At 61.9% G+C, this 25,870-nt stretch carries 24 protein-coding genes; 18 read left to right on the plus strand and 6 right to left on the minus strand.

Annotated features, from left to right (window positions below):
* Positions 1-8: 8 nt before the first annotated feature.
* Together tamB and msrA are read left to right on the plus strand one after the other, a co-directional pair.
* Positions 9-4,103 carry an autotransporter assembly complex protein TamB gene (tamB, locus tag ABD654_RS09815; protein WP_344704704.1) on the plus strand — a complete coding sequence of 1,365 codons (4,095 nt, stop codon included), beginning with the start codon at positions 9-11 and terminating at the stop codon, positions 4,101-4,103.
* A 22-nt stretch (positions 4,104-4,125) separates the two neighbouring features.
* Positions 4,126-4,737 (plus strand): peptide-methionine (S)-S-oxide reductase MsrA, encoded by a 612-nt coding sequence (msrA, locus tag ABD654_RS09820; RefSeq protein ID WP_344704705.1) that lies wholly within the window; start codon positions 4,126-4,128, stop codon positions 4,735-4,737.
* A 35-nt stretch (positions 4,738-4,772) separates the two neighbouring features.
* Here the strand turns inward: msrA and can are convergent, their stop codons facing one another.
* Complete coding sequence (gene can, locus ABD654_RS09825; protein ID WP_344704706.1) at positions 4,773-5,420, minus strand: carbonate dehydratase; 648 nt, start codon at positions 5,418-5,420, stop codon at positions 4,773-4,775.
* A gap of 211 nt (positions 5,421-5,631) precedes the next feature.
* Here can and gorA point away from each other — a divergent pair, with 211 nt between their 5' ends.
* From gorA to yidD, 10 genes are all read left to right on the plus strand, one after another.
* Entirely contained in the window at positions 5,632-7,014 is a 1,383-nt protein-coding gene (gene gorA, locus ABD654_RS09830; protein WP_344704707.1) for a glutathione-disulfide reductase, read from the plus strand.
* A gap of 134 nt (positions 7,015-7,148) precedes the next feature.
* Positions 7,149-7,727 carry a diaminobutyrate acetyltransferase gene (ectA, locus tag ABD654_RS09835; protein ID WP_344704708.1) on the plus strand — a complete coding sequence of 193 codons (579 nt, stop codon included), beginning with the start codon at positions 7,149-7,151 and terminating at the stop codon, positions 7,725-7,727.
* Between the two features lie 118 nt (positions 7,728-7,845).
* Complete coding sequence (gene ectB, locus ABD654_RS09840) at positions 7,846-9,132, plus strand: diaminobutyrate--2-oxoglutarate transaminase (RefSeq protein WP_344704709.1); 1,287 nt, start codon at positions 7,846-7,848, stop codon at positions 9,130-9,132.
* Positions 9,133-9,257: 125 nt separating this feature from the next.
* Positions 9,258-9,653 (plus strand): ectoine synthase, encoded by a 396-nt coding sequence (locus ABD654_RS09845; RefSeq protein WP_344704710.1) that lies wholly within the window; start codon positions 9,258-9,260, stop codon positions 9,651-9,653.
* A gap of 322 nt (positions 9,654-9,975) precedes the next feature.
* Entirely contained in the window at positions 9,976-10,803 is an 828-nt protein-coding gene (locus tag ABD654_RS09850) for an ATP-dependent zinc protease family protein (protein ID WP_344704711.1), read from the plus strand.
* Between the two features lie 43 nt (positions 10,804-10,846).
* Positions 10,847-12,370 (plus strand): inactive transglutaminase family protein, encoded by a 1,524-nt coding sequence (locus ABD654_RS09855; RefSeq protein ID WP_344704712.1) that lies wholly within the window; start codon positions 10,847-10,849, stop codon positions 12,368-12,370.
* Complete coding sequence (locus ABD654_RS09860; protein WP_344704713.1) at positions 12,367-13,359, plus strand: alpha-L-glutamate ligase-like protein; 993 nt, start codon at positions 12,367-12,369, stop codon at positions 13,357-13,359. The genes ABD654_RS09855 and ABD654_RS09860 overlap by 4 nt, the downstream gene beginning before the upstream one ends.
* Before the next feature lie 21 nt (positions 13,360-13,380).
* Entirely contained in the window at positions 13,381-13,833 is a 453-nt protein-coding gene (locus ABD654_RS09865) for a transcriptional repressor (RefSeq protein ID WP_344704714.1), read from the plus strand.
* A gap of 21 nt (positions 13,834-13,854) precedes the next feature.
* A complete protein-coding gene (gene hisI, locus ABD654_RS09870; protein WP_344704715.1) occupies positions 13,855-14,322 on the plus strand; it encodes a phosphoribosyl-AMP cyclohydrolase in 468 nt (155 codons plus the stop codon).
* Positions 14,319-14,636: a membrane protein insertion efficiency factor YidD gene (gene yidD, locus ABD654_RS09875; RefSeq protein WP_344704716.1), complete on the plus strand. Its 318-nt coding sequence runs from the start codon at positions 14,319-14,321 to the stop codon at positions 14,634-14,636. Before hisI ends, yidD begins: the two co-directional genes overlap by 4 nt.
* Here yidD and ABD654_RS09880 read toward each other — a convergent pair.
* Genes ABD654_RS09880 through ABD654_RS09890 form a run of 3 tightly spaced genes read right to left on the minus strand, consistent with a single transcriptional unit; the run spans position 14,633 to position 16,899 of the window.
* Positions 14,633-15,268 carry a DUF938 domain-containing protein gene (locus ABD654_RS09880; RefSeq protein WP_344704717.1) on the minus strand — a complete coding sequence of 212 codons (636 nt, stop codon included), beginning with the start codon at positions 15,266-15,268 and terminating at the stop codon, positions 14,633-14,635. The two genes, yidD and ABD654_RS09880, sit on opposite strands and share 4 nt — an antisense overlap.
* Entirely contained in the window at positions 15,265-15,687 is a 423-nt protein-coding gene (locus ABD654_RS09885; RefSeq protein WP_344704718.1) for a SufE family protein, read from the minus strand. The genes ABD654_RS09880 and ABD654_RS09885 overlap by 4 nt, the downstream gene beginning before the upstream one ends.
* Before the next feature lie 45 nt (positions 15,688-15,732).
* Positions 15,733-16,899, minus strand: coding sequence for a tyrosine-type recombinase/integrase (locus tag ABD654_RS09890; RefSeq protein WP_344704719.1), 1,167 nt, complete (start codon positions 16,897-16,899; stop codon positions 15,733-15,735).
* 240 nt (positions 16,900-17,139) lie between these two features.
* Between ABD654_RS09890 and ABD654_RS09895 the strand changes: the two genes are divergently transcribed.
* Positions 17,140-18,183, plus strand: a complete 1,044-nt coding sequence (locus tag ABD654_RS09895; protein WP_344704720.1) for a DNA-binding protein — start codon at positions 17,140-17,142, stop codon at positions 18,181-18,183.
* Between the two features lie 68 nt (positions 18,184-18,251).
* On the opposite strand, the gene nfuA is transcribed toward ABD654_RS09895, so the two are convergent.
* Positions 18,252-18,890 (minus strand): Fe-S biogenesis protein NfuA, encoded by a 639-nt coding sequence (gene nfuA / locus ABD654_RS09900; protein WP_344704721.1) that lies wholly within the window; start codon positions 18,888-18,890, stop codon positions 18,252-18,254.
* Positions 18,891-19,124: 234 nt separating this feature from the next.
* Here nfuA and metH point away from each other — a divergent pair, with 234 nt between their 5' ends.
* Positions 19,125-22,823, plus strand: a complete 3,699-nt coding sequence (metH, locus tag ABD654_RS09905) for a methionine synthase (RefSeq protein WP_344704722.1) — start codon at positions 19,125-19,127, stop codon at positions 22,821-22,823.
* Positions 22,824-22,835: 12 nt separating this feature from the next.
* On the opposite strand, the gene smrA is transcribed toward metH, so the two are convergent.
* Complete coding sequence (gene smrA, locus ABD654_RS09910; RefSeq protein ID WP_344704723.1) at positions 22,836-23,426, minus strand: DNA endonuclease SmrA; 591 nt, start codon at positions 23,424-23,426, stop codon at positions 22,836-22,838.
* 142 nt (positions 23,427-23,568) lie between these two features.
* On the opposite strand from smrA, the gene ABD654_RS09915 reads away from it, so the two are divergent.
* The 4 genes from ABD654_RS09915 (at position 23,569) to ABD654_RS09930 (ending at position 25,747) form a co-directional block, all read left to right on the plus strand.
* Positions 23,569-24,060 (plus strand): gamma-glutamylcyclotransferase family protein, encoded by a 492-nt coding sequence (locus ABD654_RS09915; RefSeq protein WP_344704724.1) that lies wholly within the window; start codon positions 23,569-23,571, stop codon positions 24,058-24,060.
* Positions 24,060-24,680: an NAD(P)H:quinone oxidoreductase gene (gene wrbA, locus ABD654_RS09920; protein ID WP_344704725.1), complete on the plus strand. Its 621-nt coding sequence runs from the start codon at positions 24,060-24,062 to the stop codon at positions 24,678-24,680. Before ABD654_RS09915 ends, wrbA begins: the two co-directional genes overlap by 1 nt.
* Complete coding sequence (locus tag ABD654_RS09925) at positions 24,680-25,084, plus strand: DUF2069 domain-containing protein (RefSeq protein ID WP_344704726.1); 405 nt, start codon at positions 24,680-24,682, stop codon at positions 25,082-25,084. Before wrbA ends, ABD654_RS09925 begins: the two co-directional genes overlap by 1 nt.
* A 192-nt stretch (positions 25,085-25,276) precedes the next feature.
* Positions 25,277-25,747, plus strand: a complete 471-nt coding sequence (locus ABD654_RS09930) for a c-type cytochrome (protein WP_344704727.1) — start codon at positions 25,277-25,279, stop codon at positions 25,745-25,747.
* The last annotated feature ends 123 nt before the right edge of the window (positions 25,748-25,870 follow it).

Raw genomic sequence — 25,870 nt, forward strand, 5'->3', positions numbered from 1 at the left:
GAGGCGTAGTGCCTGATACTTCCCCCACGCCGGCCGGCCGCCGGCGGATGAACGGCAAACAGCGCCTCGGCGGTTTTGCCTGGGCGCTGCTGCGCCTTTGTTTTTGGCTGCCGCTGTGGCTTTTGGCCTTGCTGATGCTTGTGCTGGGGCTGGTGCTTGCACCGTTCGGTACCGGCTTTTTGCTTTCCCAGGCAGAAAAACGCGACCTGATAAGCGTCGAGCAGCACCAGGGCGGGCTGCTCGACGAGTTTCGCCTGCAGGGCTTTGCCATGGACGCGTTCGGCGTGCAGGCTCGGATCGACGAGTTTGAGCTGGCCTGGGCGGATGACTGCCTGCTTTCCGGCCGGCTGTGCCTGAATACGCTGCGCGTGGCAGGCGCGGACATTCGCTTGTCTCCGTCGGACAACAGCGCACCCCCGCCCGAACCGGAAAAGCGGCCGGCATCGGCCGGCGCAGTAGCCCTGCCGTTTCCCGTGGCGCTGCGCCAGCTGGTGCTCGACGACGTCAGCGTGCAGCTGGGTAACGGCACTCGCCTGAGCTGGGCGCATTTCGAGACCGCGGTCAACGCCGAAGGCAACCAGATCACGGTATCGCCCACGACGTGGGACAAGCCCCGGCTTTATTTGCCGCCCAGCCCCGGCGTACGCTTGACCCGGAACGTGGATACCCCGCTTTACGCCGAAGGCATCGATGCCGCACTGGCGCTGCAAAAACCCTCGAAAGCGCCGCCGAATACCGGCGAAGACGCATCAACAAAAGCGCGACCTCTTGATGAAGCCCTTGCCGCGCGTACGCCCATCGAGCTGCCGGCGATACAGCTGCCGATCAACGTCGCACTGGAGCAGCTGGCGGTCGACGACTTTGTCGTCAGCGGCGCGGCGGCCTACACGGTCAACGAACTGCGTTTAGGGCTTGAAGGCAACGGCGATGAGCTAACGCTCACCCGGTTCAATCTGGTCACGCCGGATGCCCGCGCCCGACTGGACGCAAGTACCACGCTGAGCCGCACCTATCCGCTGTCGGCCGACTTGCACGTCGTGCTGTTTTTGCCCGAGCTGATGCCTGAGCTTAGCGGCGAAGAGCTGACCCTTGGGCTTTCCGGGGCGCTGGACGACCTGCACGCCGAACTCAACGCCAGCGGTACGGTCAACGCAAGCTTTACCGCCAATGCTAATCTCCTGGCCCCGACCGTACCGTTCGAGCTGCAGGTGCAAAGCGAGTCGCTGCAGTGGCCGCTGCCGCCCCGCGGCGCCGAGTCCGGCCCTGCATCTGAATCGGCGCCGCAGTTGCAGGCCACGCCGTATCGGCTGCGCTCGCTGGATCTTTCCGCCAGCGGCAGCCTGGATGGCTACCGGACGAAACTGACGTTTCAGGCCGAAGGGCCAAGCGTGCCGCCAACGAACGTAGCCCTCACCGGCAGCGGCGATATCACGCATTTTGCCTGGGCGCCGCTTGAAGTGGACACCGGAGACGGCCGCCTGCAAAGCCGCGGCCGGGTCGAGTGGCTAACACCGTTCAATGCCGAGGCCACCCTGGCGCTGGAGGACATCAATCCGCAGACGTTTGTTGAATCGCTGGAAGGTCGACTAAGCGGCAGCGCCGAATTCAACCTGCGCCAGACAGGCGATCAGTGGACGATTAACGTGCCGGGGATCAACGTTGACGGCACGCTGCAGGGCTATCCGCTGACGCTCGACGCCGCGCTTGACGCCGACAGCCGCCTGAACATGAACATTCGCCGGCTGGCGTTTGCCCAGGGCAACAACCGGCTGACCGCCAGCGGCCAGGTAAGCCAGGACGCGCTCGACCTTGACGCCGATATCAATCTTGGCGAGTTGGAAAGCATTTCTACCGAGCTGGCCGGCACGCTGACCGGGGCTGTCACCGCTCGTGGCAGCGTGTCCGCGCCTCAGATCCAGGCCGACCTGCGCGGCGATGCCCTCCGTTTTGCCGGCAACCGGCTGCGCCAGCTGCGCCTCGATGCCGAGGTGCGCGGCATCGATGATCCGGCGATGGACATAGCGCTCGAGCTTGCCGACCTGCAGGCCGGCGGCCAGTCGCTGGAAAACGTCGTGCTTGAGCTTGCCGGCAAGCTCTCAAAGCACCGGCTGACGCTGGATGCCCGCGGCGGTGAAGGCAACGACATGCTGAACCGGGCGCGTCTGGCGCTGAACGGCGGCCTTGATCAGGCGCGCAGCCGCTATCAGGGCACGCTTTCCACGCTTCGCGCGGATGCCAGCGCCGGTGACGTGCGCCTGGAAGCGCCGCTGGACATTCGCTACGCCATAAACACCGGCGAGGCTCGGCTGTCGCCGTTCTGTTTGCGGCGTGCCCAGGGTGGCGCGCTGTGTTCATCCGAGCCTTTGACGGCCTCGGCGGATAAAGGGCAGGCGGCTTTCGCTCTGCGCGACGTGCCCATGGATGCCGCCGAGCCGTTTTTGCCCGACGGCTGGCAGCTAAGTGGCGATACCACCGCAGATATCGAAGCGTCCTGGTCGGCGGGCGGCGAGCGCTTTGCCGCAAGCGGCCAGGTGCGCAGCGACGCCTCGATCACGGCACGCAACGACTACGGCCAGCCGGTGGAGCTGCCGCGGCTGACCCTTGACGCCAACCTCAGCGCCGATACCGCGCAGGCGGGGGGCAACGTGACGCTGTCTTTTGCCGAAGCCGGCGAGGCCCGGCTGGACGTCACCGTGAACGACCCGCTGGGGAGCGGTAGCCTGAGCGGGGCGCTGGCGCTGGACGATATCTCGCTGACTCCCTACCGGCCGCTGGTGGTGGGCATGTCGCAGCTGGCCGGCCGCCTTGACGGCCGGATCAATATCGCCGGCTCAACGCAAAACCCCGACCTGCAAGGCGCGCTGCAGCTCACCGGAATCAACGTTGCCGGACCGGATATTCCGGTCACCGTCCCGGACGGGGAAGTCAAGGTGTCGTTCAACGGCGAACGCGGCACTATTGACGGCTTTCTGGCCGCCGAGCGCGGGCGCTTGAACATCAGCGGCGATGCTGCGTGGCCCAGCGGCGATGCCTGGCGGGTCAACGTCGATCTTGACGCGCCCTCGCCGCTACGGGTGGCGCTGGCGCAGTTTGGCCGGCTGGAAGCCTCGCCGGATATTCGCATTCGGATCAATCCCGAGCGGCTGCAAGTGCGTGGCGACGTCAATGTACCCTGGGCGCGTCTGGAGGTTGGTGAGATCCCCGCATCGGCCACAACGCCCAGCGCCGATGAGGTCATCATCACCGAGCGCGAAGACGAGAAAGCCAAGCGCCGCGCCGAAAAGCCTGATACGCCAAGCGCCGCCGACGAGCTGCAAAGTGCCGGCATGGCCACCGACGTACGCCTGACGGTGACGCTGGGCGAGGATATGCAGCTGGCCGCCTACGGGCTGGAATCGGGCCTTGCCGGCTCGCTGGAAGTGCGCCAGGACAACGGCGGGCTGCAGCTTTTCGGCGATGTCAGCCTGGTGGACGGGCGCTTCAAGGCATTCGGCCAGGATCTGTTAATCCGCCGGGGCAAGATCTATTTCAGCGGGCCGCCGGGGCTGCCGTCGCTGGATTTCGAGGCCATCCGCAACCCGGAGGTCACCGAAGATGACGTGGTGGCCGGGGTGAAGGTTACCGGCATTGCCGCCGAGCCCAATATTGCCATTTTTGCCGAACCGGCCATGAATGAAACCCGGGCACTGTCCTATCTGCTGCGCGGTCGTGCGCCGGACGCCTCCGGCGGCGGCGTGGACACGGCGCTGACGACCGCTCTCATCGGTATGTCCCTGGGGCGCGCCGGCGGCGCGGTCGGCTCGGTAGGTGAGGCGTTTGGCATTGATGATCTGACCCTGGATACCACCGGCGCCGGCGAGAGCAGCCAGGTCGCGGTAAGCGGGCAGCTCAGCGACAAGCTGCGGGTCAGCTACGGCGTCGGGATATTTTCACCGATTGCCGAGCTCACCCTGCGGTATACCCTGTGGCGCGACCTGTACCTGGAGGCCGTTTCCGGGGCCAATCAGGCGGTCGATCTGATTTATCAGTTCAGCCGCGAGGGCAATCCGAAAACGCTGCAAAACAACGGCAGAAGCGACACAATCCAGCCCAAAAGCGACTGAAAAAGCGAAGGAGTCAAACGCCATGACGTTATTTGCCGGCGCCCTGAAGGGGCGCGATACGCCGATCAGCACCAGCGACACCCATGCGGTCAACGGCCGCTCGCTGCATCCGCCGTTTCCTCAAGCGTGCGAGGTCATCGTGCTGGGCATGGGCTGCTTTTGGGGTGTGGAGCTGCTTTTCTGGCAGCAGCCGGGCGTGTTTGTCACCGCCGCCGGCTACGCCGGTGGCCAAACGCCCCATCCAACCTATGAAGAAACCTGCACCGGCCGCACCGGGCACGCAGAAGTGGTGAAGGTGGTGTACGACCCTGCAGTCGTCAGCATCGACACGCTGCTGAAAACGTTTTGGGAAAACCACGATCCCACCCAGGGCAATCGGCAGGGCAACGATATCGGTTCGCAGTATCGTTCCATTATTCTGACCACACGTCAGGCCCAGAAAAACGCCGCAGAGCAAAGCGCGGCGGCGTTTCAGGCCTCACTTAGCGCGGCCGGGCGCGGTGACATCACCACGGAAATTCGTCCGCTGGCGCAGTTTTACTACGCTGAGGGCTACCATCAGCAGTATCTGGCGAAAAATCCCGGCGGCTACTGCGGCCTGAAAGGAACCGGGGTGCGCTGTCCCACGGCCTAGCAGACACCGCCGGGCGGCAAGCGGGCAGGGCGGCGTCATTCGCTGGGATGCAAACGATCAATGCGGTAGAGGGTTTCAACCTGATCCAGGCCGGAAACGGTGCAGTTGAGGTTTTTTACCCGTCCGTCGCTGAGCCCGTAGACCCAGCCGTGAACCGCGACGTCTTCACCGCGCTGCCAGGCCCGCTGCAAAATCTTGGTGCGACATAGGCTGTTGACCTGCGCTTTGACGTTAAGCTCGCACATGCGATCCACCTGTTCGGCGGCAGGCAGGTGGTCCAGCGATTCGCGATGGCGGTTGTACAGTTCGCGTACCGAATGCAGCCAATAGTCCACCATGCCGCATTCACCGCCTTCAATCGCCGCTTTGATGCCGCCGCAGCCGTAATGCCCAACGATCAGGACGTGCTTGACCTTGAGCACGTCCACTGCGTATTGCACAACGGATAGCGCGTTCATGTCGGTATGGTTGAGCAGGTTGGCCACGTTGCGGTGGACAAACACTTCCCCCGGCGGCAGGGCAATAATCTGGTTGGCGGGTACCCGACTATCCGAACAGCCGATCCACATGTAGTCGGGGTTTTGCTGGCGAGACAGGCGAGCAAAATAGTCGGGGTCTTCTTTACAGATATGCTCGGCCCATTCGCGATTATTATCCAGAAGGTGATTTAGCGAGTCTGGCATGAAAGTCTCGGGTCGTATTTCCGTCGGTGGGTGATTGACAAAACGTCACTCGGTCAGCGATTGAAAGCGCGCAAGCCGCGGGCGTATGGCGCCCGGAAATCCCGTGACGACACTCGCCTGCGCTGCTAGCGTATCAGCACGTATGACGGCCGGATCGGCACTCGCCACGCTACCGTTTATCATTGACAGTGCTTTTGCACAGGAGCCCATAATGGCAGATGCAGCATCCTATGAGTATGACCTTTTTGTTATCGGTGCCGGCTCGGGCGGCGTGCGCGCGGCGCGCACAGCCGCCGCAGAAGGCGCGCGTGTGGGAATCGCGGAAGACCGCTACCTGGGCGGTACCTGTGTCAACGTGGGCTGCGTGCCAAAAAAGCTGTATTCCTATGCCGCGCATTTTCACGACAGTTTCGACGATGCGGCAGGCTTTGGCTGGGAGCTGGATACCCCGGCCCGGTTTAACTGGGCCACTCTGCGGGAAAACAAAAAAGGCGAAATAAAACGGCTTAACGGTATCTACCAGCATCTTCTGGATAAAGCCGGCGTGGCCTTGTTCAACGCGCGAGCCACGGTGGTCGATGCGCATACGGTCATGCTGGTAAGCGACCAGGGCGAACAGCATATTACGGCTGCGAAAATTCTAGTGGCCACCGGCGGCTGGCCTTGGGTGCCGGACTTTCCCGGCTGTGAGCACGTCGTCGACTCCAACCGAGTTTTTGATCTGGAAACCTTTCCCGAGCGTTTTCTGGTGCTGGGCGGTGGCTATATCGCCGTGGAGTTTGCCAGCATCTTCAACGGCCTGGGCAGCGAGACGCATCTGATTTATCGGCGTGATCTGTTTCTGCGCGGCTTTGACCACGAGGTGCGCGCGTTCACGCGAGACGAAATGCAGCGCAAGGGCACCCACCTGCATTTCAACGTCAATATCGCGCAAATCGACAAAAGCGAAAGCGGCTATCGCGTAACGCTCACCGACGGCAAGGTGCTGGAAGTGGACGCCGTGCTCGCCGCCACCGGACGCCATGCCAATATCCAGGGGCTGGGGCTTGATACGCTGGGGATTACCCTCAACGCGCACGGCAAGATTCCGGTCAACGAGCGCTTTGAAACCGCAGTCCCGTCAATACTTGCGCTGGGCGATGTCATCGACGGCCCGGAATTGACCCCGGTGGCGCTGGCCGAGGCCATGCAGCTGGTGGCCAGCCATTTTTCCCAGAGCGCACCGCAGCCGCTGGATTATTCAAGCATTCCTACCGCCGTATTCTGCCATCCCAACATTGCAACCGTAGGCCTGTCTGAAGAAGAGGCCCGCGAACGGCACAGCGATATTCGCGTTTATGCCACGAACTTTCGCGCCATGCAGCATACGCTGTCCGGCAGCGGCGAGCGCACACTGATGAAGCTTGTGGTAGACGATGCCACCGACGTGGTGATCGGCGCGCACATGGTCGGCGACAGCGCCGGTGAGCTAATTCAGGGCATCGCTATTGCCGTACGCGCCGGCCTCACAAAAGCCGACTTTGACCGCACCGTGGGCATTCATCCCACCAGTGCCGAAGAGTTTGTCACGCTGCGTACTCTAAGCCGGCGCTGAACTATAGAGCTGAACTATAGATCTTAACTATAAACTGTAATTATGGAAAAAGGCATAGTGAATAATTGCACTTTTGAATTTGCAAAAAGCGGCTGTTACCATGGCCGCAATCTCGCAACCGCAAACGTAACGACATGAGCAAACCTATACAGCCGTTTACTCCCTCTGCTGATCTTGTGCGGCCTACCGTGGCTGACGCCGTAGTGGGCCGCACGGAAATGCCGCTGTTTATCCGCAAGCCCAACGCGGAAGACGGCTGGGGTATTTACGAGCTGATCAAGTCCTGCCCGCCGCTGGACGTTAACTCAGGCTACGCCTATCTTTTGCTTGCTACGCAGTTTCGTGATACGTGTGCGGTAGCGACCAATGAAGAAGGCGAAGTGGTGGGCTTTGTTTCCGGCTACGTCAAGGATAACGCGCCGGATACCTACTTTTTGTGGCAGGTCGCAGTCGGAGAGAAAGCCCGGGGAACCGGGCTTGCCCGCCGGCTGATAGAGGCCATCATGACGCGTCCGGAACTTGACAGCGTACATCATCTCGAAACCACGATTACCCCGGATAATCTGGCTTCCTGGGGGCTGTTTCGTCGCCTGGCAACGCGCTGGCAGACGCCGCTTAACAGCCGCGAATATTTCTCGACCGAGCAGTTGGGAGGTGAGCATGATCCGGAAAACCTTGTACGTATCGGTCCTTTCCAGACCAGTGCCATCTAGGCATTGCCCCGATTGACACAGCCGGTGCGGGTTTGTCATCGCACAGCGGGTCTACGACACCCGCAGCGGCTTTATCTTTTTCACTGTCCGGAACACGATCCAAAAAAGGAGATCGATCATGCAGACCCAGACGCTTGAACGCATGGAATCGAACGTTCGCACCTATTCGCGCTCTTTCCCGGTGGTCTTCACCAAAGCGCAGGGCGCGCGACTGACCGACGAAAACGGCCGTGAATACATCGACTTTCTTGCCGGCGCCGGCACGCTTAACTACGGCCACAACAACCCGCACCTGAAAAAAGCCATGGTGGACTATCTGGCCACCGACGGCGTCGTGCACGGCCTTGACATGTGGACCTCGGCCAAGCGCGAATACTTTGAAGCGCTTGAACAGCTGATTCTCAAGCCGCGTAACCTCGACTACAAGATCCAGCTGCCGGGGCCGACCGGTACCAACGCAGTCGAAGCCGCCATTCGCCTGGCGCGCAAGGTCAAAAACCGCCACAACATCGTCACCTTCACCAACGGCTTCCACGGCGTCACCATGGGCGCGCTGGCCACCACCGGCAACCGCAAGTTCCGTGAAAACACCGGCGGCATTCCCATGACCGGCGCCAGCTTCGTGCCGTATGACGGCTATATGGGCGAGGCGACCAACACGCTGGACTACTTTGAAAAGCTGCTGGGCGACAAGTCCGGCGGTCTGGACCTGCCGGCGGCGGTTATCGTGGAAACCGTGCAGGGCGAGGGCGGTATCAACGTTTCCGGCCTGGAGTGGCTCAAGCGCCTGGAAAGCATTTGCCACGCCCACGATATCCTGCTGATCGTGGACGACATCCAGGCCGGCTGCGGCCGCACCGGCAAGTTCTTCAGCTTTGAACATGCCGGCATCGTGCCCGACATGGTAACCAACTCCAAGTCGCTTTCCGGCTTTGGCCTGCCGTTTTCCCACGTGCTCATGCGGCCCGAGCTCGACCAGTGGCAGCCCGGCCAGTACAACGGCACGTTCCGCGGCTTTAACTTGGCCATGATTACGGCTGCGGCGGCCATCAAGCAGTACTGGTCCGACGATGCGCTGGAAAAAGACGTTCAGCGCAAGGGCAAGATCATCGAAGAGCGTTTCCAGAAACTGGCCGCCATGCTGACCGAGGCGGGTATGCCGGCGTCCGAGCGCGGTCGCGGCATGATGCGCGGTATTGATGTGCAGACCGGCGACGTGGCCGATAAGATCACCGGCAAAGCTTTCGAGCACGGCCTGATCATCGAAACCAGCGGCCACGACGGTGAAGTGGTCAAATGCCTGTGCCCGCTGACCATCAGCGATGAAGATCTGCAGCAGGGTCTCGATATCCTTGAAGCTTCTGTAAAAGCCGTAACAGGCAAACAGGCCGCGGCTACCGCATAAAGGGTTGCGCGCCGGCGCAGCGCCGATACCATAAAGCCGGTAAACGGACGTATCAGCCAACTGATAGCCGCTTAACTGATTTTCCAGCGGCCCGCTACGGGCCGCTTTTTTTGGGAGCCTTAACCATGATTGTTCGCAACCTTGAGCAAGCGCGTCAGACCGATCGCAAAGTAACCGCGGAAAACGGCAACTGGGACAGCACGCGTCTGTCGCTGGCCGACGACGGCGGAAACTGCTCGTTTCACATCACGCGGATTTTCGCCGGAACCGAAACCCACATTCATTACAAAAACCACTTCGAAGCCGTGTACTGCATGGAAGGCGAAGGGGAAGTGGAAACGCTGGCCGACGGCAAGATCTGGCCGATCAAGCCCGGCGATATTTATATTCTCGACCAGCACGATGAACATCTGCTGCGCGCTTCCAAGACCATGCATTTGGCCTGCGTTTTCACGCCCGGTCTGACCGGTAACGAAGTGCATCGTGAAGACGGCTCTTACGCGCCGGCCGGCGAACAGTAAGCGTCACGCCTGTACCAGGCCGGCGGCTGGCTGATGAGCTGCCGGCCGCCGCTGAAAGCCTCGCACGTGCGAGGCTTTTCGGTATGGGGGATACGGCTGGAAACGCAGAGAAAGCAGAATCACTGGCCAACGCATAGGTTCGCATAATATATATTATGTTAAATCGCGGAACCCACAAGGATCCGCATAGAAAGGCGCTTGCAGGCAAACGTGCACCAAGTGTGTATATCGCAAAAACCTTATGCCCCGGATGCCCCAGCAATGGACAACGCAACGGCATTGTCCTTATCATCGCGTATTGTCATAAACCAAGGATGCTCGTATGCGCTACGGCTTTGCCGGGCTGGCAGCGATGTTTGCGCTAACGCTTGCCGGCTGCTCTTTCCTACAGCCGCCAACGCCGACGCCTGCCCCGCTAACGACGCCGGCCTTCGATGCGCGTATGGCTCAGCTGCAAGCACAGGTTGACCGGCAGTGTGACGCGTCTGACCTGCTGGCGGATCAGCGCCGCTATCGCCAGAGCCTGACGGCGGATGTACGAGAAGTCGGCGGTCTGCTGCGTCGCCTGCGCGAGGATATCTCAGCGCTGCAAAAGCAAAGCGACCAGCCCACCGTAGTGCGCAAAGCCTGTGAAGCCGACAGCCTGCTGAGCACAAAAACGCTGGTGGGCCGCAATGAATGGGTGGGACTGCCCAAACTGGAAACCTACCTCAAGGCACGCATCGACTCCGGTGCCAAGACCTCTTCTCTCTCGGCTGACGATATTACCGCGTTTGAGCGCGACGGCGATGACTGGGTACGCTTTAAGCTTTCGCTGACTGACGACGATGCCGTGGTGGATGCCCAGCGCGGCAAATGGATTGAAGCGCCGGTTGATCGCCGCGTGCGGATTGTTCAGGCAACCGGCGAAGAAACGCGCCCGGTGATCTCTTTGCTGATGACCCTTGGGCCGATTCGCCAAAACGTGGCGTTTACCCTCAACGACCGCGCCCATCTGGATTACCCGGTGCTTTTAGGTCGGCGATTTCTGCTTGATATCGCGCTGATCGACGTGGCTCAGCGCTATATTCACAAGCGACCTTCCTTTGAGCAGAACGCCGGTTCAAACAAAGACGACGCCGCTTCGCCTGCAAGAGATAACGCCCCATAGCGCGCGGCTGCTTGGCGCCCGCTTTGCTCACAAGGATTTTTGCATGTCACGGCTCGCGTTTTACTTGATCGTCGGCGTTTTGCTGACTGCCGGCATCGCCATGACTGCCCATCGCCATTTGCAGTTCGAAATTCCCTGGCTGCCCGGCGAACAGCGCCAGGTCTGGGAAGTCGAGGCGATGATCACCTTCAACGCTGAAGACGGGCCTGTCTCGGTTGACTTTGCCCTGCCCTCGCATCAGCAAGGGTATCGCGTACTGACCGAAAACACCGCCTCGTCGGGCTACGGCCTGGCCTACGAGGCCAGTGCGTACGGCCGACGCGCCAACTGGACGACTCGCAGTGCGGTCGGCCAGCAGCAGCTTTACTATTCCGTTCAGCTGCTGGTTTCCCCGGAGTCTCGCGTCAATGCCCCGCCGCCGCCCAAGCTGGCGGCTGCCACGGCCTGGGAGCGCCCCTACGGCACCGCAGCGCGTCAGGTCATCGAGCGCGCCTGGTCGCGCAGTGCCGATAACGCCACCTTTGCGCGTGAGCTGATTCGAGACATCAACGGCGAGCGGCAGGGAGAAAACGCGCGCCTGCTGCTAACACAGTTTGAAGCCACCGAGCTGATTGTGCGGCTACTGCACCAGGCTAAGGTAAGGGCCCGCGCGGTTAGCGGCCTGACCCTTGAAAACGGCCGCCGCCGACAAACGCTGAACAGCTGGATACAGGTATACAGCGAAGACGACCAGCAATGGTGGCTGTTCAACCCGGCCACCGGAGAACAAGGCAAGCCGGAGAACCTGCTGCTGTGGGAAGCCGGCGGTGAGGCCGTGCTGGAGGTGGAAGGCGGTCGCGATTCGCGCGTGACGTTTTCCATGCTGACCCACTCTCAGCCGGCCGCCGCGGCGGTGCGCAATCATCATTCCGACGATACCCTGCTGAATTTTTCGATTCACAGCCTGCCGCTGGAAGAACAGGCGCTGTTTCAGACCATTTTGCTGATTCCCATCGGCGCACTGGTGGTGGTCGTTCTGCGCGTGCTGGTGGGCATCAAGACATCAGGCACTTTCATGCCGGTGCTCATCGCACTGGCGTTCATCCAGACATCGCTGATCACCGGGCTGCTGGGGTTTTTGCTGGTGGTGGCCGTAGGGCTGGTCATTCGTAACTATCTGTCGTATTTGAACCTGCTGCTGGTGGCGCGGGTGTCGGCGGTGATCATTACGGTTATTGCGATTATTTCTGTCTTTTCGGTGATTGCCTATCGCATGGGGCTCAACGCCGGGCTGACCATTACCTTCTTCCCCATGATCATTCTTTCCTGGACCATCGAGCGCATGTCGATTCTCTGGGAAGAAGAAGGCCCCAAGGAGGTAATGATCCAAGGCGGCGGCAGCCTGATGACCGCGGTGGTCGTCTATCTGGCGATGAACAACCCGGTGGTACGCCATATCACCTTCAACTTTCTGGGCGTGCAGCTGATTCTCATGGCGCTGATTTTGCTGCTGGGCAACTATACCGGCTATCGGCTGCTTGAACTGCGTCGTTTCAAGCCCATTACCGACGACGAGCCCGGCACATGAGCTGGCTACGTCACTGGGCCCGCCCTTCGCGCCTGAAAGCCAAGGGCATCGTGGGCATGAACCGGCGCAACATCTACTATATCGGCCGCTATAATGACCGCCGGCTGTATCCGCTGGTTGACGACAAACTGCAGACCAAGCTGCTGGCACAGCGCCACGGCGTTACCACCCCGGCGCTGATCGGCACCGTTACAACCCAGTTCAGCGTCAAGCGCATGGGCACCATGCTCAAGGGGTGCCCGGGGTTTGTGATCAAGCCGGCCAAGGGCAGCGGCGGCAAGGGCATTCTGGTGGTGGAAAGCGCCGATGCCGACGGCTTTTTCAAGCCCAGCGGTACGCGCCTGACGCTTGCCGACATCGAGCGTCACGTGTCCAATATCCTGTCCGGGCTTTATTCGCTCGGCGGCTCGCCGGACGTGGCCGTGGTCGAAACGCTGATCAACTTTGAAGACAGCCTGATGGCCTATACCTACGAAGGCGTGCCGGATATTCGCGTTATCGTGTTCAAGGGCTACCCGGTCATGGCCATGATGCGGCTTTCCACCGCGGCCTCGGACGGCAAGGCCAACCTGCATCAAGGGGCGGTCGGCGTCGGCATCGACATGGCCAGCGGCCAGGCGCTGCGCGGCGTGCAGTTTGATTTGCCCTGCCATCAGCATCCGGATACTCGGCACGACCTGGCAAGCCTTGCCGTTCCCCAGTGGCATACGCTGTTGAACCTTGCCGCCAGCTGCTATGAAATGACCGGGCTTGGCTATCTGGGCACCGATATGGTGCTTGACCGCCAGCACGGGCCGATGCTGCTGGAGCTGAACGCTCGCCCGGGGCTTGCCATTCAGATGACCAACGGCGAGGGCCTGCGCCGCCGGCTTGATCTGATCGAGCGTCAGCCTGACGATGTTTCGCCTGCCGAGCGCGTGGCGTTCTCGCAGCACCACTTTGCCCGGCAAAGCGAGCTTGTCGAGCCGTCCGGTGCCACCGATGCCTAGCCGTTTTCAGGTAGGTCGCCCATGAGTGAACTGCACACCCTGCTGGCGCAGGCGGAAGCCCGCTGTCTGTCGCGCGGCGCACGTTTCACCCCGATACGCCGGCGCGTGCTGGAATTGATTGCCGCCAGCAGCGGCGGCCTGAAAGCCTATGACCTGCTCGATCAGCTGTCTGCCGAGCACGCCGCGGCGCGCCCGCCGACGATCTATCGCGCACTGGCGTTTTTAACCCGGCAAGGGCTGGTGCATCGCATCGAGTCGCAAAACGCCTATGTCGCCTGCGCCTGCCCCGAGCACGCCCACGGCTTTCAGCTGCTGATCTGCAGCACTTGCGGCTACGTAGAAGAGATCCATTTTGACGATATCAGCCAGCAGCTGGCCGAACGCGCCCGCCGCGCCGGCTTTGCCGTACAACGCCAGACCATCGAACTGATCGGTTTATGTACGCGCTGCCAGACACTGTCTGACACCCCTTAACTTCATCGGGAGTACCCTGCCATGCCGCTTATCGCAAGTGAACCCGCCGATACGCTGTTCAAACGGCTGGAAAGCGCCCGGCCCGACGATGCCCTGCCCGCCGCCGCGGAAGTGCTGAACGCGGCGCGCTTCAACGCCGACGGGCTGATTCCTGCCGTCGCTCAGCAGCACGACAGCGGTGAAGTGCTGATGATGGCGTGGATGAATCGCGAAGCGCTGGAAGAAACTCTGCGCACCGCCCGCGTGTGCTATTTCTCTCGCTCACGGGGCACGCTGTGGCGCAAGGGAGAAACCTCCGGCCAGCAGCAGCGGCTCAAGGCCGCCTTTCTCGACTGCGACGGCGACACGCTGCTGCTACAGGTAGACCAGACCGGCGCGGCCTGCCACAGCGGCCGGCGCAGCTGCTTTTATGTGGATGTGACGGCCACGCCCCGCATCGCCAGCGCCCCGCTGGTGGACCCGGCAAGCCTCTACGGAAGCACGCCGTGACACGCTTGTTACGCCGCGGCCTGACGGCGGTGCTGGTTGGGATCGTGCGAGGGTATCAGTGGGGCATAAGCCCGCTGCTGGGACCGCGCTGCCGGTTTTGGCCCAGCTGCAGCGCCTATACGGTGGAGGCACTCAAGGTGCACGGCCCGCTCAGGGGCGTTGTCTTGGCTGCCAGGCGCATCGTCCGCTGCCATCCGGGGAGCGACGGCGGCATCGATCCGGTACCGGGCGGGCCAAGCGAGGCCCTGTGCCGGGAAGACCCCGAGCTCGACGAACACTTTCGCCCGCGCCAGTCGGAGGGCGCCGACCGTTAAGCGGCGCGGCGGCGAAAGACCACGCTCAGATTGTTGGCCGGCATTTCCACCACGGCATCCAGTGCCAAACCGTGGGCGGCTGCCTCAGCCTCGACGCTCTCCAGGCAACGCAGGCCCCAGGCCGGGTTGCGCGTTTTCAAGTCTTCGTCGAACGCTCGATTGCCAGGCGCGGTTGGCATGCCCCGACGCCGGTACGGGCCGTAGAGAAACAGTATGCCGTTTTCCGCAAGATACTGGCCTGCCCGGTGCATCAGCGCGACGGTGGCCTGCCAGGGTGAAATATGAATCAGGTTGATGGCCACCACGGCGTCAAACGTCGTGTCGCGCCAGCCATCCGGCCAGCCGGCGATGACGTCCAACGCGACCGGAGCCCGCAGGTTATCGCCCCGCCCTTCTTTTTGCTCAAGCCGCCGCCAGGCCTGAATTGATGCAAGCGCCTCCGGTGCGGTATCGCTTGGCTGCCACAGCCAGCCGGGCATGGCGCGGGCAAAATGGACGCCGTGCTCGCCGCTGCCGCTGGCCAGCTCCAGCACCCGGGCGTTGGCCGGCAGATGCTCGCGCAGCACCGCCAGGATCGGCTCGCGGTTGCGGCTTGCTGCCGGGCTGTGGCGTCGCGGGTCGTCGGCACTCATGGCGTGCGTGCGGCTTCCTGCTCGGCCACCTGAAAGATGCGCTGCAGCATGGCGTGCAGGCCGTTGCTGCGCGTGGGCGAAAGGTGTTTATCCAGCCCCAGGTCGGCCAGAAAATGCGGCTCGGCGGCGCAGATTTCCTCGGCGCTGCGCTCGCTGTAGATGCGCAGCAGCACCGCGATCAGCCCGGACACAATGGCCGCATCCGAGGTGGCGTAAAACGTCAGCTGGCCGTCTTGCTCTTCGTGGTTCATCCAGACGTTGGACTGGCAGCCCTTGATCTTGTATTCCTCGATTTTCCACGTCTCGGGGAAAGTCGGCAGCTGTTTGCCCATGTCAATAATGTACTGGTAGCGGTCCATCCAGTTGTCAAACATCTCGAACTCTTCAACGAGCTCTTGCTGGGCCTGTTCGGCGCTCATGGCGAGTCCTTTTTCGTCAGGTGAATACGGGCGCATTATAACGCGTTAGCGCCCCGGTGAAACGCCGGGCCGTTCTTCGTCCGGTGCGGGCATCAGGCGGTGGCGCTGCTGCTCGGCGTGCCAGCGGGCGTTTTCGGTGTGCAGGTAGCGCGAGGTGGTATCCAGCCGTGAATGGCGCGCACTTTCTGCAAGGTAGTGCAAATCAATGCCGGCCTGGGCCTGGTGGGTAATCGACGTGTGGCGCAGCCAGTGCGGCGTCGCCTGCCGCAGGGTCGCCGCCCAAGCGGGGTCGCCGCCCTCGGCCTTTAGCGCTGCGGCCCCGCGCATGAAGGTATCGCGCATCAGCCGATAGAGCTGGTTATCGGTGATCCCGCGTTTGCCGTCCAGCGCGCGCATCAGCGGCGTCGCTTCATCGTGGCCCGGCAGCGGCGCCAGGCCGAGCGTTTCTCGCCACTGTCTCAGGCAGGTGGCAAAATCATCCGGCACCGGCACTTCGGCCTGCTTGTCGCCCTTTCCCACCACGTGCCACCAAAGGCGCCCTTCTCGGGTGTAAAAGTCGTCCATGCGCGCAGCGGCCATTTCACTGATGCGAGGGGCCAGCAGGTAGGCAAAACCAAACGCAAAGCGCAGGCGTTGCTGCTTATAGCGCGTGCGCGGGGTGGCCTCAACGGCCAGCGGCCGGTTCAGCCACTGCCACAGCCAGTCCCATAGATCCCGCTCCAGGTAGCGTTCGATGCGCGTGCGCTGATTGTTGAGCCGGCGCGATTTATCCCGCATCAGCCGGAACGGGTTGTGGGCGACCCACCCGGCTTCTGCCAGCCAGCCGAACATGCCCTGCAGTATCACCAGCGCCTGGCGCCGGCTGGCCGGTGACAGTGCTCCGCGAAACGGGCGCCAGTCCGGATGATCCTCGGCCCGCGTAGGGCCGCACCAGTCTGCCGGCGGGTCGGCCAAAAACGCCTCGAAGCGGCGCAGCGTTTCACGATTCACCTCGGCCAGGCATATACCGCGCGCGTTAAGCCACAGCAAAAGCCGCTTGGCCTCGCGCCGGTAGGCACGCAGGGTCTGCGGCGTATCGCGGTATTCCGCCAGCCACTGGGCTACGGCCTGGCCGTCCGTTGTTGCCTGAATAAGCGCTTTATCGCTGCTCGGGGTGTCAATGACACCGTCGCTGGGAAGCGTTGTATTCAGCGCAGTGGGCATATCTGTCATGGTCGCTGTATGGCTCCTTGCAGGTGTGGGCTTAGTCTGGCGTTACGCAAAGAAAAACTCAAGATAAGGCGGGTAATCCTGAATTTATAGGCGATTTCATAATAAAAGTTACGTAATACGTATTATGTAATTATTGCTTTTTATCACCTCAATGCTGACAATACGCCTATACGCAGCTGCGCAAACAAGCAGCCGCCAAAATCACCAAAGCCAGCAGGCACAAAACAGAGAGGGCAACAGATGGCACGCAGCGGCATTCAATACGCCGACGTCCGCCGGGCGATTGATGAGCTCATTGCCCGGGGCGATAACCCGAGCGTGCAGCGCATTCGCGAAGTGTTGGGCACGGGCAGCTTTACCACCATCAGCGATCATGTCCGCCGCTGGCGCGATGAGTGCGAGAAAAATCGTGATGTGCCCTCGCCTCGAGAAATACCGGAGGCGATCGTATCGCTGGCAGCTGATATGTGGCGCCAGGCCCAGGAAGCTGCCAATGAAGGGCTCACCCATTACCGTGAAGAGGCCAAGCGTGAGGTGGCGGCGGCGCAGGAAGAGGCGCAAAAGGCCCGGCAGGAAGCCGACAATGCCGCCCAGCGGGAAAGCGCCTTGGCCGAGCACCTGCGCCACCGGGAAGCGCACATCGAAGGGCTGAGCACTCAGCTTGCCGAAAGCCGTGAAAAACAAGAGCAGCTCGCCGCACGCTGCGATAGCGCCGAGCAGAAAAGCGAGAAGCTGAAAAAAGAAAGCGCCGAGCAGCACGCCAGGCTGACCCGGCAAGACCAGGCGCATCGCGATGAGGTCAGAGAGCAGAGAGAGGCCTTTGACCGCCAGCTCGCCGAAGAGCAGCAGCGCAACGAAGCCACTGAGGGAAAACTGCTGGCGCTGCTGGACGGCGTGCGCCAAGAGCGTGCCGACGACCACAAGGCCCAGCAAAAGCGCACGCGCCGGCTTGAGAAACGCCTGGAAGCGCTCAGTGAAGAAAACGAACAGGTACAGCACCAGCTAAAAGCCGCCCAGGAGGCCGGTGCAAGCTGGCAGCGCCACGGCGAGGCGCTAAAAAGCGGTTTGCAGGAGGAAAAAGCCGCCGCCGAAGAAGCCCGCCGCCGCGCCCAGCGTCTGCAAGAGCAGCTGCATCGGACGCAGCACACGCTGGAAGAAGAGCGCAAGCGCCACGCCCAGGATGCTCGCTGGCAGGCCAGCCTGAGCCAGCGGCTGGAGGCTTTGCAGCATCAGGTAGCCAGTTTGCCTGCGGCCACGCCGGCGCAGAATGGCGATACTGAATAACAACGCTACAGCGCAAAACGCCCCGCTAGTAAGCGGGGCGTCGGAGGACGGGAAACGACAGTGCGACGCTATTTGTAGTACGCGTTCGTGGTGTCGGAGTGGTCGGTAACGTCGCGAATGCCGCTCATTTCGGGAATGCGCTCAAGCAAGGTGCGCTCAACGCCGTGTTTGAGCGTGATATCGACCGCCGCACAGCCTTGGCAGCCGCCGCCGAAAGACAGCACGGCGACGTTGTCGTCGGTCAGCTCAACCAGGCGAATCTCACCGCCGTGGGCGGCAAGCCCCGGATTGATTTCGCTGTAGAGCACGTAGTTGATACGATCTTCCAGCGGGCTGTCGGCGTTGACCTTGGGCATTTTAGCGTTGGGCGCCTTGATGGTCAGCTGCCCTCCCATGCGATCGGCGTTGAAGTCAACCACGGCCTCTTCCAGAAAGTTGACGCTGTTTTTTTCCAGAAAGACGCGAATTTTCTCCAGCTCCAAAGCGACGTCATCGGGCTCTTCTTCCCCCGGACGGCAGTACGCCAGGCAGGTCTCGGCGTAGGGCGTGCCGGGCTGAGTAATGAAAATGCGCACGGCGATGCCCTCGACGTTTTGCTTGGCCAGAAGCTCAGCGAGGTAGTCCTGCGCGCTTGGGGTGATCTCGATGCCCTGGGGGTCGGCGCTTTGCTGTGTTTTGGTGTCTTGCGCTTCAGCGGTTGTGGTCATGAGGTTTCTTTTCTCCCGTGGCAGCCGGGCTGCGCATTGCGGCAAATATTTCCCCAATGGTAAGCAAAACCGGACGCCGACACAATCCTGACCGTTTTACTCGGCTTTACCCGGCAAGCTGCGCCCAGGCGTGCGCTTTGATATAGTAGCTTGCCCGCCTGCCGTGCCCGCTCACCTGCCGGCAGCGCAACACAAATCCAACTTTTACGGTGACGCTGGAGATCTCCCTCTGCTATGGCTGCTAGTGCTGTAACCGCGACCCTTGAAGAGCGCCTTGCGCAACGCATTCTGATTCTCGACGGCGGCATGGGCACCATGCTGCAAAACGCGCAGCTCAGCGAGGCCGAGTTTCGAGGCGAGCGCTTCAGCGACTGGCCGAGCGATCTAAAGGGCAATAACGACCTGCTGGTACTGACCTGCCCGGACGTGGTGACGCGGATTCACCGCGACTACCTTGAGGCCGGCGCCGATATCATCGAAACCAACACGTTTAACAGCACCCGGCTGTCCCAGTCGGACTACGGCATGGAAACGCTGGTCGGCGAGCTCAACTTCGAAGCGGCACGACTGGCGCGCGACGTCTGCGACGCGGTGGCCAGTGAGACCGGCACGCCGCGCTACGTGGCCGGGGTGCTGGGGCCGACCTCGCGCACCGCGTCATTGTCTCCGGACGTCAACGACCCGTCCAAACGCAACGTAACTTTCGATGCGCTGCGGGAAAACTATCTCGAAGCGGCTGCCGCGCTGGTGGACGGCGGCGCGGACCTGATCCTTATCGAAACGGTCTTCGACACGCTCAACGCCAAGGCGGCCATCTATGCGCTGGAAGAGCTGTTCGAGGCGCGCGGCGAGCGCACCCCGGTGATGATTTCCGGCACCATTACCGATGCCTCCGGGCGCACGCTCTCCGGCCAGACCACCGAGGCGTTCTGGAACTCCGTGCGCCACGCCAAGCCGTTTTCCGTCGGCCTTAACTGCGCGCTGGGCGCCGAGGAGCTGCGCCCCTATCTGGCCGAGCTGGCGGAAAAGGCCGATACCTTTGTCTCGGCCCACCCCAACGCCGGGCTGCCCAACGAGTTTGGCGAATACGACCAGTCCGCCGAGGAAATGTCGTCCATCGTCGCCGAGTTCGCCGAAAGCGGGCTGGTCAACATCATCGGCGGCTGCTGCGGCTCGGCGCCCGAGCATATCCGCATGATCGCCGAGGCCGTGGCCGGCATGGCCCCTCGCGAGATCCCCAAGCGCCCCGCCGCCTGCCGGCTTTCAGGCCTTGAGCCGTTCAACATCGAGGCCGACTCGCTGTTCGTCAACGTCGGCGAGCGCACCAACGTGACGGGTTCGGCGCGTTTCAAGCGGCTGATCAAGGAAGAAGACTACACCACCGCGCTGGAGGTCGCGCTGGAGCAGGTGGAAAACGGCGCCCAGGTCATCGACATCAACATGGACGAAGGGATGCTCGAATCCCGGGATGCCATGGTGCGCTTTCTCAACCTGATCGCCGGCGAGCCCGATATTGCCCGGGTGCCGATCATGATCGACTCCTCCAAGTGGGAGATCATCGAGGCGGGCCTTGCCTGCATTCAGGGCAAGGCCGTGGTCAACTCCATCTCGCTCAAGGAAGGCGAGGCGCAATTCCGCGAGCAGGCGACCAAATGCCGGCGCTTTGGCGCGGCGGTCGTGGTCATGGCGTTTGACGAAGACGGCCAGGCGGATACGTTCCAGCGCAAGACAGAAATCTGCGCGCGCGCCTACCGCCTGCTGGTGGACGACATCGGCTTTCCCGCCGAAGATATCATCTTCGACCCCAATATCTTTGCCATCGCTACCGGCATTGAAGAGCACAACAACTACGGCGTGGACTTTATTCAGGCCACGGAGTGGATTCGCGACAACCTGCCCCACGCCATGGTCTCCGGCGGCGTTTCCAACGTGTCGTTCTCGTTTCGCGGCAACAACGCCGTGCGCGAGGCCATTCACTCGGTATTTTTGTATCACGCGGTCAAGGCGGGCCTTTCCATGGGCATCGTCAACGCCGGCCAGCTGGGGGTGTACGACGACCTGGACGCCGAGCTGCGCGACGCCGTGGAAGACGTAGTACTCAACCGCCGGGACGACGCCACCGAGCGCCTGCTTGACCTTGCAGAAACGTACAAAAACGAGGCCGCCGGCGGTGGGTCCAAAAAAGAAGACCTGGAATGGCGTGAATACGACGTCGCCAAGCGCATCGAACACGCCCTGGTCAAGGGCATCACCAGCCACATCGTTGACGACACCGAACAGGCCCGCCAGCAGTTCGACCGCCCCATCGAGGTCATCGAAGGCCCGCTGATGGACGGCATGAACGTGGTGGGCGATCTGTTCGGCGCGGGCAAGATGTTTCTGCCCCAGGTGGTCAAGTCTGCCCGGGTGATGAAGCAGGCGGTCGCGCATCTGCTGCCCTATATCGAGGCGGAAAAGGACGAAAATGCCCAGGCCAAGGGCAAGATTGTCATGGCCACGGTGAAAGGCGACGTTCACGATATCGGCAAGAACATCGTCGGCGTGGTGCTGCAGTGCAACAATTACGAGGTGATTGACCTTGGCGTCATGGTGCCGGCGGAGAAGATCTTGCAAACCGCTATCGACGAAAACGCCGACATGATCGGGCTTTCCGGACTGATTACGCCGTCGCTGGACGAGATGGTCAGCGTCGCCAAGGAAATGCAGCGCCGAAAGTTCGAGCTGCCGCTTTTGATCGGCGGGGCCACCACCTCCAAGGCGCACACGGCGGTCAAGGTCGACCCGCAGTATCAAAACCCGGTGATTTACGTCACCGACGCTTCCCGCGCGGTGGGCGTGGCCAGCCGGCTGCTGGCGGACAATCTGAAAGACGCCTACGTGGCCGAAATCAGCGCCGACTACGACAAGGTGCGCGAGCGTAACGCCAAGCGCCGGCCCAAAGCCGCCGATCTGACCTACGAGCAGGCGCGCAAGCGGCGCTTTCGTACCGACTGGGAAGCCTATACGCCGCCGGCACCTCACACCCAGGGGTTGGTGACGTTTGACGACTACGATCTCGAAGCGATCGTCGATTTTATCGACTGGACGCCGTTTTTCATGAGCTGGCAGCTGGCCGGCAAGTACCCGAAAATTCTCGATGACAAGGTGGTCGGCGAAGCGGCGCGCAGCCTGTTTGCCGACGCCCGCGCCATGCTCGACAAGATGATCAGCGAAAAGCGCATTCGGGCCAAGGGCGTCATCGGCCTGTGGCCGGCCAACAGCGTCAACGACGATGAAATTGAAATCTACCGCGATGAATCCCGCACCGAGGTGGTCGAACGGCTCCATCACATCCGCCAGCAAACTACCAAGGGCCGGGACGGCCTGTGCTATAGCCTGGCCGACTTCGTCGCACCCAAAGACACCGGCAAGCCCGACTGGATCGGCGGCTTTGCCGTAACCACCGGCCACGGCGTGGACGAACTCAGCCAAACTTACAAGGATGCCGGCGACGACTACAGCGCCATTATGGTGCAAGCGCTCACCGACCGCATGGCCGAGGCCTTCGCCGAGCTGCTCCATGAGCGAGTGCGCAAGGAATACTGGGGCTATGTGCCGGAGGAAACCCTGGACAACGCCGAGCTGATTGCCGAACACTACCAGGGCATTCGCCCGGCACCGGGCTATCCGGCCTGCCCGGACCACACCGAGAAAACCAAGCTGTTCGCGCTGCTGGATGCCACCGAGCACACCGGCCTTGAGCTGACCGAGAACTTTGCCATGTGGCCGGCCGCTGCCGTGGCCGGCTGGTATTTTTCTCATCCGCAGTCGAAATACTTTTCCACCGGCAAGATCACTCGGGATCAGGTCGAAGCGCTCGCCGCGCGCAAGGGCCGCCCGCTGGATGATATGGAACGCTGGCTGGCGCCTGTGCTCTCCTACGACCCGGCTTAGCCTGAGACGCAACTAGCCGCGGCGTTTTTGCTGGCGCTCGCGGTTGTTGGCCCGGGCGCGCGGGCTTTTGCGCAGCATAACCCAAGTGGCCCCCAGGCCGCCGTCTGCCGGCTGCGCCGAGGCGTACGCCTGCACCCTGTCAAACTGGGGTAGCCACTTGGCGATGTAGGAACGCAGCACGTTGGCGGGGCTGTCGATTTCTCGCCCGCGACCGTGCACAATCAGCACGGCGCGCAGATCGCTGCTGCCGGCCTCTTCGATAAAGGCAAACAGCTGCCTTCGACACTCGGTCAGCGGCAAACGCAGCAGATGAAGCTGTGCCTGCGCCGGGTAGCCGCCGTGCCTCAGCCTGTCGGCCACGCCCTGCTGAATGCCGTTTTGGCGGTACGCCATAGGATCATTCGGTGCCAGCAGCTCGACAAAATCATCCGACAGGAAGTTGCGCTCGCTGACGTCTTGCTCCGCCGCGTCGCGCCGGGCCTGCCCGGCATCGGCACTGTCCGGCGGCGCCTTGCCCGGATCGGCGCGGTTATCGCGCTTGAGCGGCGTTACCTCGCCGACCATGGCCGCAAAGTCTGCCTGGTCACGCAGTGGCTGGCTCATTTTTCTTACCTCCGGCTGACAACCCATGACGCGATGGAATCGGAACAACGCTCATCGAAACGCTCATCGAGACAGCGCGCATTCCCACGGCGTTGCTGACGACGCCAGCGTACCAAAACCCGCCAGGCGGCTTAAGCGTATCGTGGCCTATGGTATAGCACTTGTCGGCACGGTGCTGCTGGCCTTGGCGGTGTGGTGGTGGTTTGTCTGGCTGAGCCCCTGGGGCTATCAGCGTCCGGCGGATCTGGCGCCTGTACGCCCCGGTTCGCATCAGGTGTTTGTTTACGGCACCCTGCGCTACGCGCCGGTACGCTATGTAGTGATGGGCACTGCTGGGCGTATTGATGATGCCACCCTGCCCGGTTTTCGGCGCTGCGGGCTCAATATCGCCCCGGCAAAAAACGGCCGGGTAGCCGGCCAGGTATTTCGCGCGTCTGCCGCTGAGCTTTCCCGGCTTGACCGCTATGAACGGCTTGGCGTTCGCTATACTCGCCGGTTGATCACGCTTGCTGACGGCACTCAAGCCTGGGTCTACCGGCGATTATCACCAAGCGGTGACGGGCAAACCCCCATGGGGTGCCCCGGCTCTGATACCATCAGCGTGGACAACGATGCCCACCAGGGAGCCCGCTAATGCGTTCCGAACTGCCGTATATTCTTGTTTTGTACTATTCCCGCTCCGGCGCGACAGCCGACATGGCGCGACAGATCGCCAAAGGGGTCGAAAGCATCCCCGGGATTGAGGCGCGCCTGCGCACTGTGCCGCCGGTATCGCCGGTGTCTGAGGCAGTGGCGCCGGAAATTCCCGAACAAGGCGCCGTGTATGTCGACCACGATGACCTGCGCCACGCCAGCGGCCTGGCATTGGGCAGCCCCACGCGTTTTGGCAACATGGCCTCGCCGGTCAAGTATTTTCTTGATACCACCAGCAGCCTGTGGCTCAACGGTGCGATGATCGATAAGCCGGCCTGCGCATTTACTTCAACCGCCAGCCTTCACGGCGGCCAGGAAACGACGCTGGTGTCCATGCTGCTGCCGCTTTTGCATCACGGCATGGTGTATGCCGGCATTCCTTACAGCGAAACCGCACTGCTGGAAACCCAGGGCGGCGGTACGCCCTACGGCGCCAGTCACCTTGCCGGCCCGCGCAGCGACCGTCCGGTGGATGAGCATGAGCGCGCGCTGTGCGTGGCCCAGGGCAAACGCATGGCCCGTTTGGGGCTTGCACTTGCGGCCATGCGGGAGGCGAGGTGATGCGCCAATGGCTGGAGGAGCTGGAGCAACGGCAAGGCCTTGCCACGTTAACCCGGCGCGCTCGCCGGTTGGTCATCGTAAGCTTTATCGTACTGCTGGCGCTGATGGTCTATCGCGGCCTGCTGATTCAAGACGACGCCGGTTTCAACTGGCGCCCTATCGTGGCGTTTGTGCTTCCGCTGGTGCTGTTTCTGCCCTCGGTAATTGGCCAGCGTCCGCGCGGGCATGCCTGGCTTGCGTTTGTTAGCCTGCTGTATTTCATGCAGGGCGTGATGGTCGCCACCCTGCCCGGTCAGCACTTTCGCGGCCTGCTCGAAGCCGGGGTGGCGCTGGCGCTATTCACCGGCTGCATGGGCTACGCACGATTTCGCAGCCGGCTACTGCGCGAGCGCGCCGATAGCTGAATCGCGCGCTCTGCGTAAGGTGCTACTTTTTTACATCTTCAGGTAATAAGTTTATTAAGCTAAGGTAAGCGGACGTAGAATGCGTTAACCGCTATAGACGTTGCACCGCAGCGTGCCAGAAATCGTGCGCGATCGCTGCTGTGTAATCGTCCTGTAAAGATATAGCCGTGTAAAAGATAAAGGAGAAACCTGATGCGTATTATGAAAACCGGCCTGAGCGCTGCGGCCTGTGCCGTGCTTTTGACTCTGGGGGCTACGGCCAGTGCCGCTGAGCCTGAAGACGCGATTCACTATCGTCAGTCGGCGTTTGGCGTTATAGGCTGGCACTTCAGCCCGATTGCGGATATGGCCAAGGGCGACGTGGAATACGACGCCGACGAATTTGCCCGTCGCGCGCAAAACGTAGCGGATTTGGCTTCCATGCCGTGGGAAGGGTTTGTCGATGGCACCTACCAAAACGACGGCCACGGCATCAACACCGATGCGCTTGCCAAGATTGCCGACAATCCGGATGACTTTCAGCAAAAGCAGCAGGATATGATGGACGAGGCACAAAAACTGGCCAAGATTGCCCAGGAAAAGGATTTTCGTACCTCGCGCGCCCAGCTGTCCAAAGTAGGCAAAACCTGCAAAAACTGCCACGACGACTATCGCGCCGAATAAACCAGCCGCCGCATAGCGGCGCTGCCGGCTTTCGGGCGACTTTTCCGAATAGCTTTTAGCGGGAAGCTGCGGCTTCCCGCTTTTGTATTTCTCAGTACGCATGTCCTTTTTAGTGCGTATGTA

This window comes from Halomonas cibimaris, from assembly GCF_039537045.1.
GTDB lineage: Bacteria > Pseudomonadota > Gammaproteobacteria > Pseudomonadales > Halomonadaceae > Vreelandella > Vreelandella cibimaris.